The sequence below is a fragment of the Bacillus sp. J33 genome, from assembly GCF_000518885.1.
Classification (GTDB): domain Bacteria; phylum Bacillota; class Bacilli; order Bacillales; family Cytobacillaceae; genus Cytobacillus.
This window is the reverse complement of record NZ_JAEL01000035.1, coordinates 35,839-51,131: the sequence shown is the minus strand read 5'-3', so window position 1 is coordinate 51,131 and position 15,293 is coordinate 35,839. Positions and strand designations below refer to the sequence as shown.

At 41.5% G+C, this 15,293-nt stretch carries 10 protein-coding genes and 1 pseudogene; 9 read left to right on the top strand and 2 right to left on the bottom strand.

The window, feature by feature from the left end; all coding sequences use genetic code 11:
* Nucleotides 1-326: 326 nt before the first annotated feature.
* Nucleotides 327-1,009 (bottom strand): annotated as a pseudogene (locus L634_RS31080) (Crp/Fnr family transcriptional regulator).
* A 283-nt stretch (nucleotides 1,010-1,292) separates the two neighbouring features.
* Between L634_RS31080 and argC the strand changes: the two are divergent.
* The 7 genes from argC to argF all read left to right on the top strand — a co-directional run bounded on the left by argC (nucleotide 1,293) and on the right by argF (nucleotide 10,743).
* The gene (gene argC / locus L634_RS0112525) at nucleotides 1,293-2,324 is read left to right on the top strand and encodes an N-acetyl-gamma-glutamyl-phosphate reductase (RefSeq protein WP_026582750.1); all 1,032 of its coding nucleotides are present in this window, start codon (nucleotides 1,293-1,295) and stop codon (nucleotides 2,322-2,324) included.
* Between the two features lie 13 nt (nucleotides 2,325-2,337).
* Nucleotides 2,338-3,570, top strand: coding sequence for a bifunctional ornithine acetyltransferase/N-acetylglutamate synthase (gene argJ, locus L634_RS0112520; RefSeq protein WP_026582749.1), 1,233 nt, complete (start codon nucleotides 2,338-2,340; stop codon nucleotides 3,568-3,570).
* 10 nt (nucleotides 3,571-3,580) lie between these two features.
* Nucleotides 3,581-4,354, top strand: coding sequence for an acetylglutamate kinase (gene argB / locus L634_RS0112515; RefSeq protein ID WP_026582748.1), 774 nt, complete (start codon nucleotides 3,581-3,583; stop codon nucleotides 4,352-4,354).
* Nucleotides 4,351-5,508, top strand: a complete 1,158-nt coding sequence (locus L634_RS0112510; RefSeq protein ID WP_026582747.1) for an acetylornithine transaminase — start codon at nucleotides 4,351-4,353, stop codon at nucleotides 5,506-5,508. Before argB ends, L634_RS0112510 begins: the two co-directional genes overlap by 4 nt.
* 78 nt (nucleotides 5,509-5,586) lie before the next feature.
* Complete coding sequence (locus L634_RS0112505; RefSeq protein ID WP_026582746.1) at nucleotides 5,587-6,666, top strand: carbamoyl phosphate synthase small subunit; 1,080 nt, start codon at nucleotides 5,587-5,589, stop codon at nucleotides 6,664-6,666.
* On the top strand, nucleotides 6,659-9,793 hold the full coding sequence (locus L634_RS0112500) for a carbamoyl phosphate synthase large subunit (RefSeq protein ID WP_026582745.1): 3,135 nt from the start codon (nucleotides 6,659-6,661) through the stop codon (nucleotides 9,791-9,793). Before L634_RS0112505 ends, L634_RS0112500 begins: the two co-directional genes overlap by 8 nt.
* Nucleotides 9,790-10,743, top strand: a complete 954-nt coding sequence (gene argF / locus L634_RS0112495) for an ornithine carbamoyltransferase (RefSeq protein ID WP_026582744.1) — start codon at nucleotides 9,790-9,792, stop codon at nucleotides 10,741-10,743. The genes L634_RS0112500 and argF overlap by 4 nt, the downstream gene beginning before the upstream one ends.
* Nucleotides 10,744-10,992: 249 nt before the next feature.
* On the opposite strand, the gene L634_RS0112490 is transcribed toward argF, so the two are convergent.
* Complete coding sequence (locus tag L634_RS0112490) at nucleotides 10,993-11,805, bottom strand: undecaprenyl-diphosphate phosphatase (protein ID WP_026582743.1); 813 nt, start codon at nucleotides 11,803-11,805, stop codon at nucleotides 10,993-10,995.
* A gap of 210 nt (nucleotides 11,806-12,015) precedes the next feature.
* On the opposite strand from L634_RS0112490, the gene L634_RS0112485 reads away from it, so the two are divergent.
* Nucleotides 12,016-12,195: a YjzC family protein gene (locus L634_RS0112485; RefSeq protein WP_026582742.1), complete on the top strand. Its 180-nt coding sequence runs from the start codon at nucleotides 12,016-12,018 to the stop codon at nucleotides 12,193-12,195.
* Nucleotides 12,196-12,675: 480 nt separating this feature from the next.
* Nucleotides 12,676-15,273: an ATP-dependent chaperone ClpB gene (gene clpB / locus L634_RS0112480; RefSeq protein WP_026582741.1), complete on the top strand. Its 2,598-nt coding sequence runs from the start codon at nucleotides 12,676-12,678 to the stop codon at nucleotides 15,271-15,273.
* Nucleotides 15,274-15,293: the final 20 nt, after the last annotated feature.

Below are 15,293 nucleotides of genomic sequence, written 5' to 3'. Positions count from 1 at the left end.
AAACGATTAAATCGACAGTCTCCAGTAAATTATCGCCGCCAGCACCTTATAGCATAAGGAAATGGGTCCCCAAAAAGGAACACACAAAATATTTTAAGTGCACTACTTGATATGGAGCAACGCATGATACCTTATTGGGGAGCTAGTTGTGTTACAAACTTGGCTTTCTAGCGTGGAAATCATGNGTGACGAGGCTCNATGTCAAGTAAATAAAAAGAATGAAATAACTAAAATATCAAAAAAAGGGAGCCATTTCCATGAGGATACAGCTCCGGTTTTTTAATATCTATACTATATGGGGGCTTGACCAAATAAGGCCGGATTTTCTATTCAATATTGCAAATATCGGCTGGACAATTTTCACAGTCAATTTCCATTTTCAAATAATCAAGATCCATGATGGTAATTATTCCTTTATGAATAGTTATAGCACCTAATTTCCGCAATTCACTTAAAAGACGGTTTACAACTTCTCTGGAAGTTCCGCAGAAATTCGCCAGTTCCTGATTCGTCAGGGCTACATCGATCTGAATTCCTTCTCGGATTCTGACACCATAACTATTGGAAAGGCGAATCAATGTCGAGTATAGGGCGCCTTTTTTTCCGTGAAGGATTAAATCCCTGAATTTTGTCTGGCTTTTTCGATGCTGCAGGCTCATCCACTTCATTAGCTCTAAGGCAAGCTTGCTGTCTTTGCTTAATTGATCTTCAAGTGCATCTTTATTTATAACAGCGGCTTCTCCGCTTTCGATTACTTTAGCATTTAACATATACTTGGGGACCGAAGAAAACAAAGATGATTCTCCAAGCAACTCCCCTTCCGAGCACATGCGTACTGTGAGTTCCCTTCCATCAGGCACAATTTTGCCCACCTGAACTTTCCCGGTAAGAATGATAAAAAGCTCATTCGCCGGGGAACCTTCTTGAAATAAAAAACTTCCTTTTTCGATTTTAATTTATGGTGAACGGCCAGCAATAATTCTTTTAGCTCTGCCGAAACGCTTATCATTGGCTTCATGCTAAAAACCACCTTTTCCCGTTGTCATGTCCGTGGGAAAACGAACCTAATAAAGAATATGCAATGATTGCAACATACTTTTGATTTAAAGGCAAAAATTCAGTACCGTCAACCTCTTCACTATTAAAAATGCAATTTCTATTTTAGGAATGTTTAAAACTTATAGAAAATGGGTTGCATTTTTTTTTCCCAGTTTCTATAATAAGAGAAACACAAATTTATAAATATGTATAATGATGATTAAATATACAATTATGCTGGGAAGGGAGCAATTATGAACGTTTCAATTATCGGAACAACCGGATACGGAGGTGCGGAATTGCTCCGCATCCTGAAGAATCATCCGGAATTTAATATTAAATCAATACATTCTACAAAGGAAGATCTCCCCATCTGGAATGAATACCCACATCTTTATGGAATCATGGACAGCACCTTGCAGAAAATCGATTTCGATCAAATTGCCGAGCAATCAGAAATCGTTTTTCTGGCTACGCCCTCAGGGATATCAGGGAAACTGGCAGAAGGATTTTCAGGGGAAAATATTAAGGTGATTGATCTTTCAGGTGATTTAAGAATTCCTGCACAGGAATATCTCCATTGGTATAAGCACGAGCCTGTGGCAGAAAGCCTTGTTGAAAAAGCTGTGTATGGACTTTCTGAATGGCATCATGATGAAATTGCCGGGGCTGAATTGGTTTCCAATCCCGGATGTTATCCAACCTCGACACTGTTAAGTCTTGCGCCGGTTGTAAAAGAGAATGTGATAAACCTGGCAGGTATTATTGTGGATGCAAAATCTGGCGTATCTGGGGCTGGAAGGTCGCTATCAAGAAACTCAAGCTATGCCGAAGCAAATGAAAATTTGCGGGTTTATAAGGTTAACCAGCATCAGCATACACCTGAAATTGAACAGCAGCTTACGAAGTGGAATGCCGAAACACAGCCGATAACCTTCACTACCCATCTCCTCCCGATCACAAGAGGGATCATGACAACCAGCTATGTTCAATTAACAACAGAGTATACGACTTCTCAAATTCTTGAACTTTACCATTCTGTTTATGAGAAGCACCCATTTATCCGGATACGGCCGGAAAATACTTTTCCTTCAGTAAAAGAGGTGGCAGGCTCCAATTATTGTGATATAGGTGTCCATGTTGATTCACGAACAGGAAGGCTAACAATCGTTTCAGTGATTGATAATTTAATGAAGGGGGCAGCGGGGCAGGCTGTCCAAAATGCCAATATTATGAGCGGGCTGGAGGAAACAGCAGGCCTAGGGTTTGTTCCGCTCTATCCATAAGGAGGAAAAGGAATTGCCAACATTATCACAAGTAGCAGAAGTAATAGAACTATCCTCGGGAAGCATCATCACCCCAAAAGGATTCACAGCTGCTGGGGTCCATGCAGGGCTTCGATATTCAAAAAAAGATTTGGGTATTATTTTAAGTGAGACTCCCGCGCACTGTGCTGCAGTTTATACAACAAGCCACTTTCAGGCAGCACCTTTAAAAGTTACACAGGAAAGTATTGCTGCCGAAGGCCTTATCCAGGCAATCATTGTAAATAGTGCGTGCGCCAATGCCTGTACTGGTGACCAAGGACTAAAGGATGCCTATCAAATGAGAAAACTTGCTGCAGATAAATTCAAAGTAAAGGATCAGCATGTAGCTGTTGCATCAACAGGTGTGATTGGCGAGTACATGCAAATGGATAAAATCGAAGCAGGTATTCAGGCATTAGAGCCAGGTAATGAACCTGCTGACTCCGAGGCTTTTCAAACAGCCATTTTAACGACTGATTTAGTCATGAAAAAGTGCTGCTTTACAACAGTAATTGATGGGAAAACGGTCACGATGGGAGGTTCAGCAAAAGGATCTGGAATGATTCACCCAAACATGGCCACAATGCTGGCGTTTATCACAACAGATGCAAATATAGACAGTGGAGATTTGCAAGCAGCATTAAAACAAGTTACGGACCGGACGTTCAATCAGATTACTGTTGATGGGGATACCTCCACAAATGACATGGTTCTTGTAATGGCCAATGGACAGAGCAATACAGGCAAGCTTTCCCCAGATCATCCTGAATGGGAAGTATTTTTGGAAATGCTTGCAAAAACAAGCGAGAGTCTTGCCAAACAAATCGCAAAGGATGGCGAAGGAGCGACCAAGCTAATAGAGGTTGTGGTCTCCGGGACAGAGACTGACGAGGATGCCAGGAAGGTTGCAAAGCAAATTGTAGGTTCAAATCTGGTAAAAACGGCTATTTATGGAGCGGATGCGAACTGGGGCCGCATCATAGGAGCTATCGGACAGAGTCAGGCCAGTATTACCCCGTCTACAGTAGATATCGCCATAGGACCAATCTTGATGCTGAAAAATAGCGAACCACAGGGATTTTCAGAGGAAGAAGCTAAAGAATATCTATCAAATTCTTCAATACAAATTTCCGTAAATCTTAATCAGGGAGCAGGCAAAGGGAAAGCATGGGGATGCGATTTATCCTATGATTATGTCAAAATTAATGCAAGCTATCGTACTTAGGGGGATGACAATGAAAAGTATAGTCATTAAGTGCGGCGGAAGTGTTATGGAAGAATTGGGGGATTCATTTTTTGAGAGTCTCTTAGAGTTAAAGAATCAAGGATATCAGCCGGTGTTTGTCCATGGAGGCGGTCCTGCCATCAATAGAATGCTCGAACTTTATCAGGTGCCCCATGAATTTGTAAAAGGCCTTAGAAAAACGACTCCAGAAGTGCTTGAAGTGGCAGAAATGGTATTGTCGGGCCAGTCAAACCGCAAGCTGACAGGAATGCTCCAGGAGCACGGTTTCAACGCATTTGGAGTAAATGGAAGTGATGCGGGATTATTTAAAGGAAAGTATTTAGATCAGGAGAAGCTGGGGTTGGTTGGTGAAATTGTTAGTGTAAACCAGTCTGTTCTTGAAATGTTATTCAGGGAAGATCTTATACCAGTTATAACACCTATAGCGGCTGCAGATGCGGGCGCAAAGCTGAACATAAATGCCGACTATGCAGCGGCAGCAGTCGCCAGTGCAATTGAAGCTGAACACTGTATCTTCGTAACAGATGTAAAAGGAATTTTCATTGATGGGAAGCTTTCTCCACTGTTGGATACGGAAGAAATTGAACAGCATATAAAGGATGAAAAAATTACAGGCGGCATGATTCCAAAGGTAACCTCGGCAACAAAGGCGATCAAAAAAGGGCTGGATAGTGTAATGATTGTATCAGGCAAGGAAAAGTTTTATGAAAATGGCTGCTGGATCGGCACGAATGTTTCTGCTAAAAAGGAGGTCTACAATTGAGTTTTTTATTCCCGACATACAGCCGGTGGGAAGTGGAGCCGGAAGCTGCAGAAGGCAGTATTTTAATAGATAAAAACGGAAAGCGATTTTTGGATTTTACTTCGGGTATTGGTGTTTGCAATTTAGGTCATCGTCCGGCTGAAGTACAAGAAGCAATCGGCACCCAATTGACTAAATTCTGGCATGTATCCAATTTGTTTGTACAGAAGCAGCAGGAGGTCGCGGCAAAACATCTGACAGAAGCAGCAGGCATGGATCTTGTTTTCTTTGCGAATAGCGGAGCTGAGGCGAACGAAGCAGCGATCAAGCTTGCCAGAAAAGCCACGGGACGTCAGAAAATCATTACTTTTCAGCAGTCCTTCCATGGAAGAACTTTTGCCACCATGGCTGCAACTGGCCAGGAAAAAATAAAAAAAGGCTATGGCTCTATGCTTGAGACCTTTAAGTATGTTCCGTTTAACGATTTTATCGCACTAAAGGAAGAAATCGATGAAGAAACAGCTGCTGTTATGCTGGAAGTCGTGCAGGGTGAAGGCGGAATTCATATTGGGAGCAAGGAGTTTCTAGCAAAAACAGAGCAGCTTTGTAAAGAATACGGAGCTCTGCTTATAATAGATGAGATCCAGACTGGGATTGGCAGAACAGGAGAAGCTTTTGCGTTTCAGCATTTTAATTTAAATCCGGATATTGTAACAGCTGCAAAGGGGCTGGGAAGCGGTTTGCCTATCGGGGCTGTGATTGGGAAAAAACATTTAGAAGAAGCATTCGGTCCTGGCAGCCACGGTTCAACATTCGGAGGGAATCCGATCAGTATTGCAGCGGCAATTGCCACAATGGAAACCATTTTTCAGAAAGGATTCTTAAAGGATGTACAGGAAAAGAGCGCTTATCTTTCTCATAAATTGTCTGAATCGCTCGAAAACCTATCAGCTGTTAAAGAGATTCGCCAGCTTGGAATGATGGTTGGAATTGAAACAGATGTAAATCTACCAGCTTTGCTTAAGGAATTAAGGGATAATGGACTGCTGGCATTACCGGCAGGGGAGAATGTCCTGCGCCTGCTGCCTCCGCTGACTGCAACAGAATCAGAAATAGACGAAGCGGCCCAAATTCTTCAATCCACACTAAATGAATACTCAAAATCAGCTGTGTAGGCTGTATTATTTTTTCATAGAAATGCATAAAAATTTATAAATCTATATAAATATACAGATGTCTTCGAGGTGTTGATAATGGAAGGTTACCTTCATTTAAAAAGCGGCCATTCATATAAGGGCCAATGGCTGACAAATCAGCCTGAAAGCGATATAGAGGGAGAAATCGTGTTTTTTACAGGGATGACAGGCTACCAGGAAGTTTTGACAGATCCTTCTTATAAAGACCAGATAATTGTGTTTACGTATCCTTTAATAGGAAATTATGGGATAAATGAATCTGATTTCGAGAGCAAAAAGCCCCATGTGGCCGGGGTTATTGTATATGAAGGAAGCAAGAGCCCTTCCCATTATAAGTCAGCATATACATTATCGGATTATTTGAAAAAATGGGATATTCCCTTATTAGGGCATATGGATACAAGAGCTATTGTAAAGAAAATCCGCACTGAGGGCAGTATGCCGGCAAAAATGTCATCAAATAAAATCGGAGCTGCTAAATTAATGCTGCAAAAGGATGAAAAGGTCTGCAAAGTATCTTTAAAAGCGATTGAGACCTATGGTGAAGGTGAAAACCATGTGGTGGTAATTGATTTTGGGGCAAAGAAATCAATAGTAGACTCTTTGCTGAAAAGATCCTGCAAAGTTACCTCCGTTCCTTTCGATACGAAAATAGAGGAGATAAAAAAATTAAATCCTGATGGGGTGGTCCTCTCCAATGGACCAGGGGATCCAAAAGAGTTGATAGGCATTTTGTCTGAATTAAAGAAAATTCTTGAGCAGTATCCATCACTGGGCATTTGCCTTGGGCACCAGCTCGCAGCGCTTGCCTTTGGCGGGAATACAAAAAAGCTTTCATTTGGACATCGTGGAGCAAATCATCCGGTGGCAGATTTGAAAAAAGGCTCTGTATTCATGTCCTCACAAAACCATAGCTATGTAGTAGATGAAAATAGCTTAAAAGCAACTGGATTCAAAACACGATATGTAAATCTGCATGACCAGTCAGTTGAGGGACTTATGCATCAGGTGCTGCCGATCCAGACTGTGCAGTTCCATCCTGAGGCACATCCCGGACCTGCAGATGGTGATTATATTTTTGATGAATTCATGATTATGATTAAAGCCGAGAATAGGAGAGTTTTTGCTTATGCCTAAAGACACCAGTATCCAATCTATTTTAGTAATCGGCTCAGGGCCGATTGTAATCGGCCAGGCTGCAGAATTTGATTATGCAGGCACACAGGCATGTGCAGCCTTAAAAGAAGAAGGCTATAAAGTAATCCTTGTTAATAATAACCCTGCGACAATCATGTCTGACAAGGCTTTTGCAGACAAGATCTATTTTGAACCGCTGACCTCTGACAGCCTGGAAAAGATCATCAGCAAAGAACGTCCTGATGGACTGCTTGCTACCCTTGGGGGCCAGACCGGACTTAACCTGGCTTTCCAGCTGAGTGAAGAAGGTGTGCTGGAAAACTATGGAGTAAAGCTTTTGGGCAGCAGCATTGAGTCAATTAAGAAAGGAGAAGACCGTGAGGCTTTTCGTAAATTGATGAAGGAGCTTAATGAACCTGTTCCTGAAAGCACCATTGTCCATGAGGTTGAAGAAGCTGTTCAGTTTGCCATTGAAATTGGATTTCCTATTATTGTCCGCCCGGCCTATACGCTTGGTGGAACAGGGGGAGGGATTGCTGGAAACCTTGATGAGTTAACTTCACTTGTTCAGGGAGGACTAAAAGAAAGTGCGATTAATCAGTGCTTAATTGAAAAGAGCATTGCCGGCTATAAAGAAATTGAGTATGAAGTCATGCGTGATTCAAAGAATACATGTATTACCATTTGCAATATGGAAAATATTGATCCTGTCGGCATCCACACTGGTGATTCAATTGTAGTAGCACCATCACAAACCTTAACGGATGAGGAGTATCAGATGCTAAGGTCTGCATCGATCAAAATAATATCTGAGCTAGGCATTATTGGCGGATGCAATATTCAATTTGCGCTCGATCCACATAGCAAAAATTATTACCTGATTGAAGTGAATCCGAGGGTTAGTCGCTCATCAGCACTCGCTTCCAAAGCAACGGGATATCCAATTGCCAGAATGGCTGCAAAACTGGCAGTTGGATATACATTATCAGAGATTATAAACCCAGTTACAGGTGACACATTTGCAAGCTTTGAACCGGCTCTTGACTACGTCATTGTTAAGTTTCCAAAATGGGCCTTTGATAAATTCCCATCTGCAGACCGCAAGCTGGGTACGCAGATGAAAGCAACAGGAGAAGTAATGGGAATTGATCGAAACCTTGAGCGGGCCCTATTAAAGGCTGTCCATTCTCTTGAAATCAAAGCGAATGATCTTAAAAGCCAGACATTAATCACTAAAACGACCGAATCACTTGAAGCTTTGCTGAAAAAGCAGACAGATGAAAGGTTTTTCATTTTGATGGAACTAATCCGCAGAGGCTATTCCTTAAAAGCGCTGCATGATATTACAAAAATCGACTATTTTTATCTGGATTTATTCCAGGGGCTGGTAAAGATCGAAAATAAAATTTCCTCTTTGACATTAGATGAAGCAACGAAAGACGACCTTCAGCTTTTTAAAGAAAAGGGCTTCAGTGACCAATACCTGGCGATGGAATGGAATACTGCCGAGAAAGCAGTCAGGATTAAACGCAAAGAGTTTGGGATTCTTCCTTCATATAAAATGGTCGATACTTGCGCGGCTGAATTTGAAGCACAGTCCAATTATTATTACTCAAGCTATTATGGAGAAAATGAACAAGAAAAAAGCGGTAAAAGAAAGGTCCTTATCATCGGCAGCGGTCCAATAAGGATTGGCCAGGGCATTGAATTTGATTATTGCTCCGTTCAAGGGGTGTTTGCATTAAAGGAAGCCGGTGTTGAGACGATTATGATTAATAATAACCCGGAAACTGTCAGCACAGATTATACAACTGCAGATAGGCTTTATTTTGAGCCATTAATCCTTGAAGACATCTTAAATGTTATTGAAGCAGAAGCAATTACCGAGGTTATTGTACAGCTGGGAGGACAAACAGCATTGAATCTTGCATCAGATTTGGAGGATTATGGAATAACCTTGCTCGGAACAGATTCCAAGACAATTGATGCACTCGAAGACCGGAACCTTTTTTATCAGCTTTTAGATGACCTCGAGATCCCGCGCATCAAAGGAGATGTTGTTTATTCTGAAAAGCAGCTTTATCAAGCAGTTGAGAAAATAGGATTTCCTATACTGGTACGTCCTTCGTATGTAATCGGAGGAAAAGGAATGGAACGAATTGGGTCACCTTCTGAATTGGAAAGATACCTAACGAAAGGGGATGTTCCGTTTCCAATTCTTATTGACCATTTTATGCATGCCTCAGAAGCCGAATTGGATTTGGCGGCTGATGGAAATCATATATGCGCACCTGCCATCATGGAACATATTGAAAAAACGGGTGTTCACTCAGGAGACAGCATGTCTGTTCTGCCTCCACAGAATTTATCAGATGAAGTCCAGATGAAAATGCTTTCCTATGCAAAAGCAATCGTTCAAAAGCTGCAATACAAAGGGCTGATGAATATCCAATATATTGTAGAAGGTGAAGATGTTTATATTCTTGAAGTTAATCCAAGAGCAAGCCGTACAGTCCCAATTATCAGCAAGGTGACTGGTATCCAGCTTGTACAAATTGCGACAAAAATATTGCTCGGGAAATATTTTTTGTCGAAGGATGAGATGCCTGAAACTGTTAAGCTTCCATTCGTTTGCGTAAAATATCCTGTGTTTTCGAATTATGCGCTAAAAGGGCTGGATTCCAAAGTAGGTCCGGAAATGAAATCAACAGGGGAGGGTATTTCCCTGGCAAACAGTTATGAAAAAGCTGTCAGAAAATCCTTCCACTCAAGTTTAAAAAATTTGGTGAGCAGAAAAGTGGTTATTGCTGCTGATATGAATCTTGATGAGATATCTCCATATCTGGAAAAAGCAAATGCGGAGGCAATTTTCGCAGAGGGAAATGATACTGTTTGGAATGCTCAGGAAGCTCTTGCTTTATATAATCCCAATCAGTATGAACAAGATCAAAAAATGAGGGAAACAGCAACTAAAAACCGGGTTTTGACTTTTACAGAAAAGGAAACGCTTATTGCATTTATAAAATCTTTAGCGATAGAGGAATGGGATGTCCAATCACTTGAAGATTGGCATCAGGAAAAAAGCAATGTTCCAGCATCCACAGAAAAGGAAGTGAGCTTATTATGATAACGACTCAGGCGGAAAATACTCTTAATATAAAAGGACAGGATTTTTTAACTCTTGCCGATTATTCCCCAGAAATAATAAAGGGCTTGTTGGATAAAGCAAAACAATTAAAGGAAGCCCATTTGCAGGGTGAAGCATCTTCACCGCTTCAAGGAAAAGTGCTCGGAATGATCTTCGAAAAATCATCTACGCGCACACGGGTTTCGTTTGAAGCAGGCATGCTTCAGCTTGGAGGGCATGCGCTTTATCTCAATAGCCAGGATCTGCAGCTTGGGAGAGGGGAAAGCATTGCTGATACTGCCAGAGTTCTGTCTCAATATGTGGATGCCATTATGATTCGCACATTTTCCCACGATAAAATAGAGGAACTTGCCCATCATGCATCCATTCCGGTCATTAACGGCCTTACTGATTTATATCATCCATGCCAGGCATTGGCCGACCTTTTAACCATCCAGGAGAAGAAAGGTATTTTAAAAGGCCAGAAACTTGTATATGTAGGCGATGGGAATAATGTAGCACATTCCCTTATGATTGCTTCTGCAAAAGTGGGGGTCAACATCACTATTGCATGTCCGGAGGGCTACGAGCCAGACTCAGGCGTTGTTAAGTTGTCAAAAGAATTTGCTGAACAAAGCGGAGCTGAAGTGAAGGTTTCACATGATTCATTAGAAGCTGTCAAAGATGCTGATGCAATATACACAGACGTCTGGACGAGCATGGGACAGGAAGCAGAAAATGAGCAAAGACTAAATGATTTTGCAAAATATCAGGTTAATGAATATCTTGTCCAAAAAGCTAAAAAAGATTTCGTCTTTTTGCACTGTTTGCCGGCACACCGGGGCGAGGAAGTCACAGCAGGAGTCATAGATGGCAGTAACTCTGCAGTCTTTCAGCAGGCTGGGAACAGGCTCCATGTTCAAAAAGCGATTCTTTCTGAAATTTTATAAAAAGAAGTCTGCTTTATATTTAAATGTTGAGCGAAAATGCTAACGCATTTTCTTACGGCGAGGTGTTCATTTGAGGGAGCTTATTCAATGTCCTGCGGGAAACACGAGTCAAAGGGAAAACCCGCAGGCGCGAATGTGCTGAGGAGCGTCGGACCGCCCGCGGAAGCTTGAGCGCCTGGAGCGGAAATCAACAGGAAATTTAACAAAGCCAAAAAAAAGCCTTCTCCAAATGCTGGAGAAGGCTTTTGCTTAAGATAAGAAATAAACAAGCGGACCAACAATAAAACAGTAAACGGCAAAGTACTTTAAATTGCCCCTGGCCATAATATTCATGAACCACTTCAGAGAGAAGTAGGATGCAATAAGGGATGCGAAAAAGGCAATTGTATAAGGCATTGCATATTCAGACAAATTAGGATCGTTCAATATATCTGAAAAGCCTAAAATCATTCCGCCGGCACTCACCGGAATATATAATAGGAATGAAAATCTTAAAGCTGTTTCCTGTTTCATCCCTAAGCCCATTGCGGCGACAATTGTCGCACCTGAACGGCTGATGCCCGGTATTAAGGCAACTGCCTGGGCAAGCCCTACAATGATGGCATCTTTGAATGACAATTCAGCATCGTTCTTGCGGCCTCTCATGTTCCGGATCAGCCAAAGTGCAAGACCAGTAACAATAAGTGTAATGCCTACTGTTTTAATGCTTGCAAGATGTTTATCAATGAAATCTTCGAATAATATTCCAATTATACCTGCTGGTATTGTTCCAATGATTAAGTAAATAATAAATCGAAAATCAGCTTCCGCCCGCTTATCCTTAGTGGTTATGTAAGCAAGCCCATTCCGGATCAGCCTAAAAATATCTTCGCGGTAAATGATTAACACAGCAATTAAAGAAGCAGTATTTACTAAAAGTGCAAAGCTCATTCCTTTAATATCAAGCCCGAAAAAATGCTGTGCAATTTCTAAATGCCCGCTGGACGAAATCGGAATTGGCTCTGTAAACCCTTGAAATAATCCTAAGAATAAATATTTCAGCAATAAGAAAAGATCTTCCACAAGTAAATCCTCCAACTAATAAAATCTCATACCTCCTCATTTAACTATAAATAGTGCAAACGTGTAAAGGAATATCTAAAAATCTGCAAAAATTAGGAAATTCGCAGCTCCTTTCTCCACTCAAATCATGGCAATACCAATAGTTTCCCTCATGAGTGAAGCTTGAGTGGAAATAATAATTAATGATTTAAGACTAAAGGAGGTATCTGCATGGGACAAAATAGACAGTTTAAGCCAGGTCAGAAAGCACCAAATAACGGCATTTATATAGAAATCGGCGAAACCGGGAGCAACGTCAACAATCCTCAAATGCTTAAGCTGAGAGCCGGAGATCAATTTCCGGAAAACTCTAATCACAATCGTGTCTGGACATATAAAAGAAAGCCTTAATTTGGATTAACCGCCTATATAACGGGGAAAAACATAAAAATAGTGAGCCATCCCATTTGTGGATGGCTTTTCAGGTAAAAAAAAGGCTCTTTTCACATAAATTGTTGTTTTACTTATGAATCCCGCCCGTTGCTTTCCGCTTTCCCGAGCGGAGGAATGGGAGCACCCTCAGCTTCACCGTGGGGTCTTAAACTTCCCTTTCTTCGGAGCAGGACATTGGGAAAGCATCCCTGAATAAACACCTAGGTGTAAGCAATTGCGAATGTATTTTCGAGGAGTCAAGTGTCCTCCGCTACAATCAACTCAGTTGGTTAAACTTAGTTTGCCGCGTAAAAAACAGCAAACTTTTTCGAAATCAGCCAAAAGACAGCACCAATCAGCAATAAATTAGGTAATAGGCTATCAGATAACTTTACATATGGAAAAAAAGGCATATAATAAAAAGCAAAGGTCAAGGATGGTCAAATAGGAGGTTGCATAATGGATCTGAATCGGATGACAGAGCGGCTTCAGGAAGCTTTTATGAATGCACAGGCAATTGCCATAAGAGAAAATCACCAGGAAGTGGATGAAGCCCACTTAATGCTGGCTGTAATGGAAAAGGAAGATAACCTGATCAAATCAATCCTGTCAAAATTGCATATTTCGGCTGAATTATTTATTAATAAGATGAAAACTGCTTTGCAGAAAAAGCCGCAGGTATCCGGATCAGGTGCAGAACACGGCAAGCTATATATTACAGGTAAGCTGCAGCGTCTCCTGGCTGAAGCAGAAAGATCGATGAAAGAGTATGAGGATGAATACATGTCAGTAGAACATGTTTTCCTGGCAGCGGCAGCTGAAGACACCGATACAGCTTCATTTTTAAAATCATACGGGACAAATAAAAGAAAAGTGGAGCAAGCCATCAAGGATATTAGGGGGAATCAAAGAGTGACATCTCAAAATCCGGAATCTACATATGAAGCCTTGAAAAAATACGGAAGAGATCTTGTAGCAGAGGTAAAAGCGGGCAAGGTTGATCCGGTTATCGGCAGAGACAGTGAAATAAGGCATGTCATTCGCATCCTTTCAAGGAAAACGAAAAATAATCCTGTCCTGATTGGTGAACCAGGAGTAGGTAAAACAGCAATAGTTGAAGGTCTTGCACAGCGAATTGTCCGCAAAGATGTTCCAGAGGGATTAAAAGATAAAACCATCTTCGCCCTTGATATGAGTGCCTTGATTGCCGGTGCCAAGTTCAGGGGTGAATTTGAGGAAAGGCTTAAGGCCGTATTAAATGAAGTAAAGAAAAGTGAAGGCAGAATCCTTCTTTTTATTGATGAACTTCATACAATTGTAGGTGCAGGCAAAACGGAAGGCGCCATGGATGCAGGGAATATGCTAAAGCCAATGCTCGCCAGGGGAGAATTGCATTGCATAGGTGCAACCACACTTGAAGAGCATCGAAAATATATAGAAAAAGATCCTGCTCTTGAACGCCGCTTCCAGCAGGTTTTAGTTCAGGAGCCAGATGTGGAAGATACAATCTCGATTTTAAGGGGTTTAAAGGAGCGTTTTGAAATTCACCATGGTGTTAATATTCATGATCGAGCCCTGGTGGCTGCCGCAACCTTATCGGACAGATATATAACAGACCGCTTTCTCCCTGATAAAGCGATTGACCTGGTAGATGAGGCATGTGCGATGATCAGGACAGAGATCGATTCAATGCCATCTGAATTGGATGAAGTAACGAGGCGGGTAATGCAGCTTGAAATCGAAGAAGCTGCTTTAAGAAAAGAAAGCGATGAAGCGAGTAAACAGAGGCTTTCTGACCTGCAGAAAGAACTGGCAGAATTAAAAGATCAGGCAAATAGCATGAAAGCAAAATGGCAGCTTGAAAAAGAAGGCATCCAAAAAGTACAGGAAAAACGGGAGCAGCTTGAAAAAATGCGCAGGGATTTGGAGGAAGCAGAGAATAATTATGATTTAAATAAAGCTGCTGAACTGCGCCATGGCAGAATTCCTACTCTAGAGAAAGAACTGAAAGAACTGGAAACGGCAGTTAATGAGAACCAAGGGGACCGGCTTTTGAGAGAGGAAGTAACAGAAGAAGAAATTGCAGGAATTGTTGCCAGATGGACGGGCATTCCAGTCGCCAAGCTCGTGGAAGGGGAAAGAGAAAAACTGCTTCGTCTTGAAAGTATTTTACACGAGCGGGTAATCGGGCAGGACGAAGCTGTACAGCTGGTTTCTGACGCTGTTTTAAGAGCTAGGGCAGGAATAAAAGATCCAAATCGCCCAATTGGTTCATTCATATTCCTGGGTCCAACCGGTGTAGGAAAAACGGAACTGGCTAAAGCTCTTGCACAATCACTATTTGACAGTGAGGAACAAATTATTCGAATCGATATGTCCGAATATATGGAAAAACATGCAGTTTCAAGATTAATTGGGGCGCCTCCCGGGTATGTAGGCTATGAAGAAGGCGGGCAGCTTACAGAAGCAGTGCGAAGAAAGCCTTATTCAGTTATTCTGCTGGATGAAATAGAAAAGGCTCACCCAGAGGTCTTCAATATTTTGCTTCAGATGCTTGATGATGGACGAATCACAGATTCGCACGGACGTACAGTCGACTTTAAAAATACGGTAATTATTATGACTTCCAACATTGGATCTCATTTTCTTCTTGAACGTCATGAAGGAGAAGAGGATATTAAAGAAGACACTAGAAGCAAAGTAATGGGACAGCTGCGCAGCCATTTCCGCCCTGAATTTATAAACAGAGTGGACGAAATCATTTTGTTTCAGCCATTGGCATTAAATGAAATAAAAGAAATCGTATCTAAGTTAGTAAACGAACTTCAAACAAGATTATCGGACCAGCATATCAAGTTAAGTATAAATGATCATGCAAAGGAATATATTGCAGAAAACGGGTTTGATCCTGTATATGGAGCAAGGCCGCTCAAACGATTTATTCAAAGAAATGTGGAAACCGCACTTGCCCGGAAAATAATAGCAGGGCAAATCAAGGATTACAGTGAAGTGGCGATTACCACAGATAACGGAAAAATAGAGCTAGTAATAAAATAATCCGGCTAAATTAAAAGAAT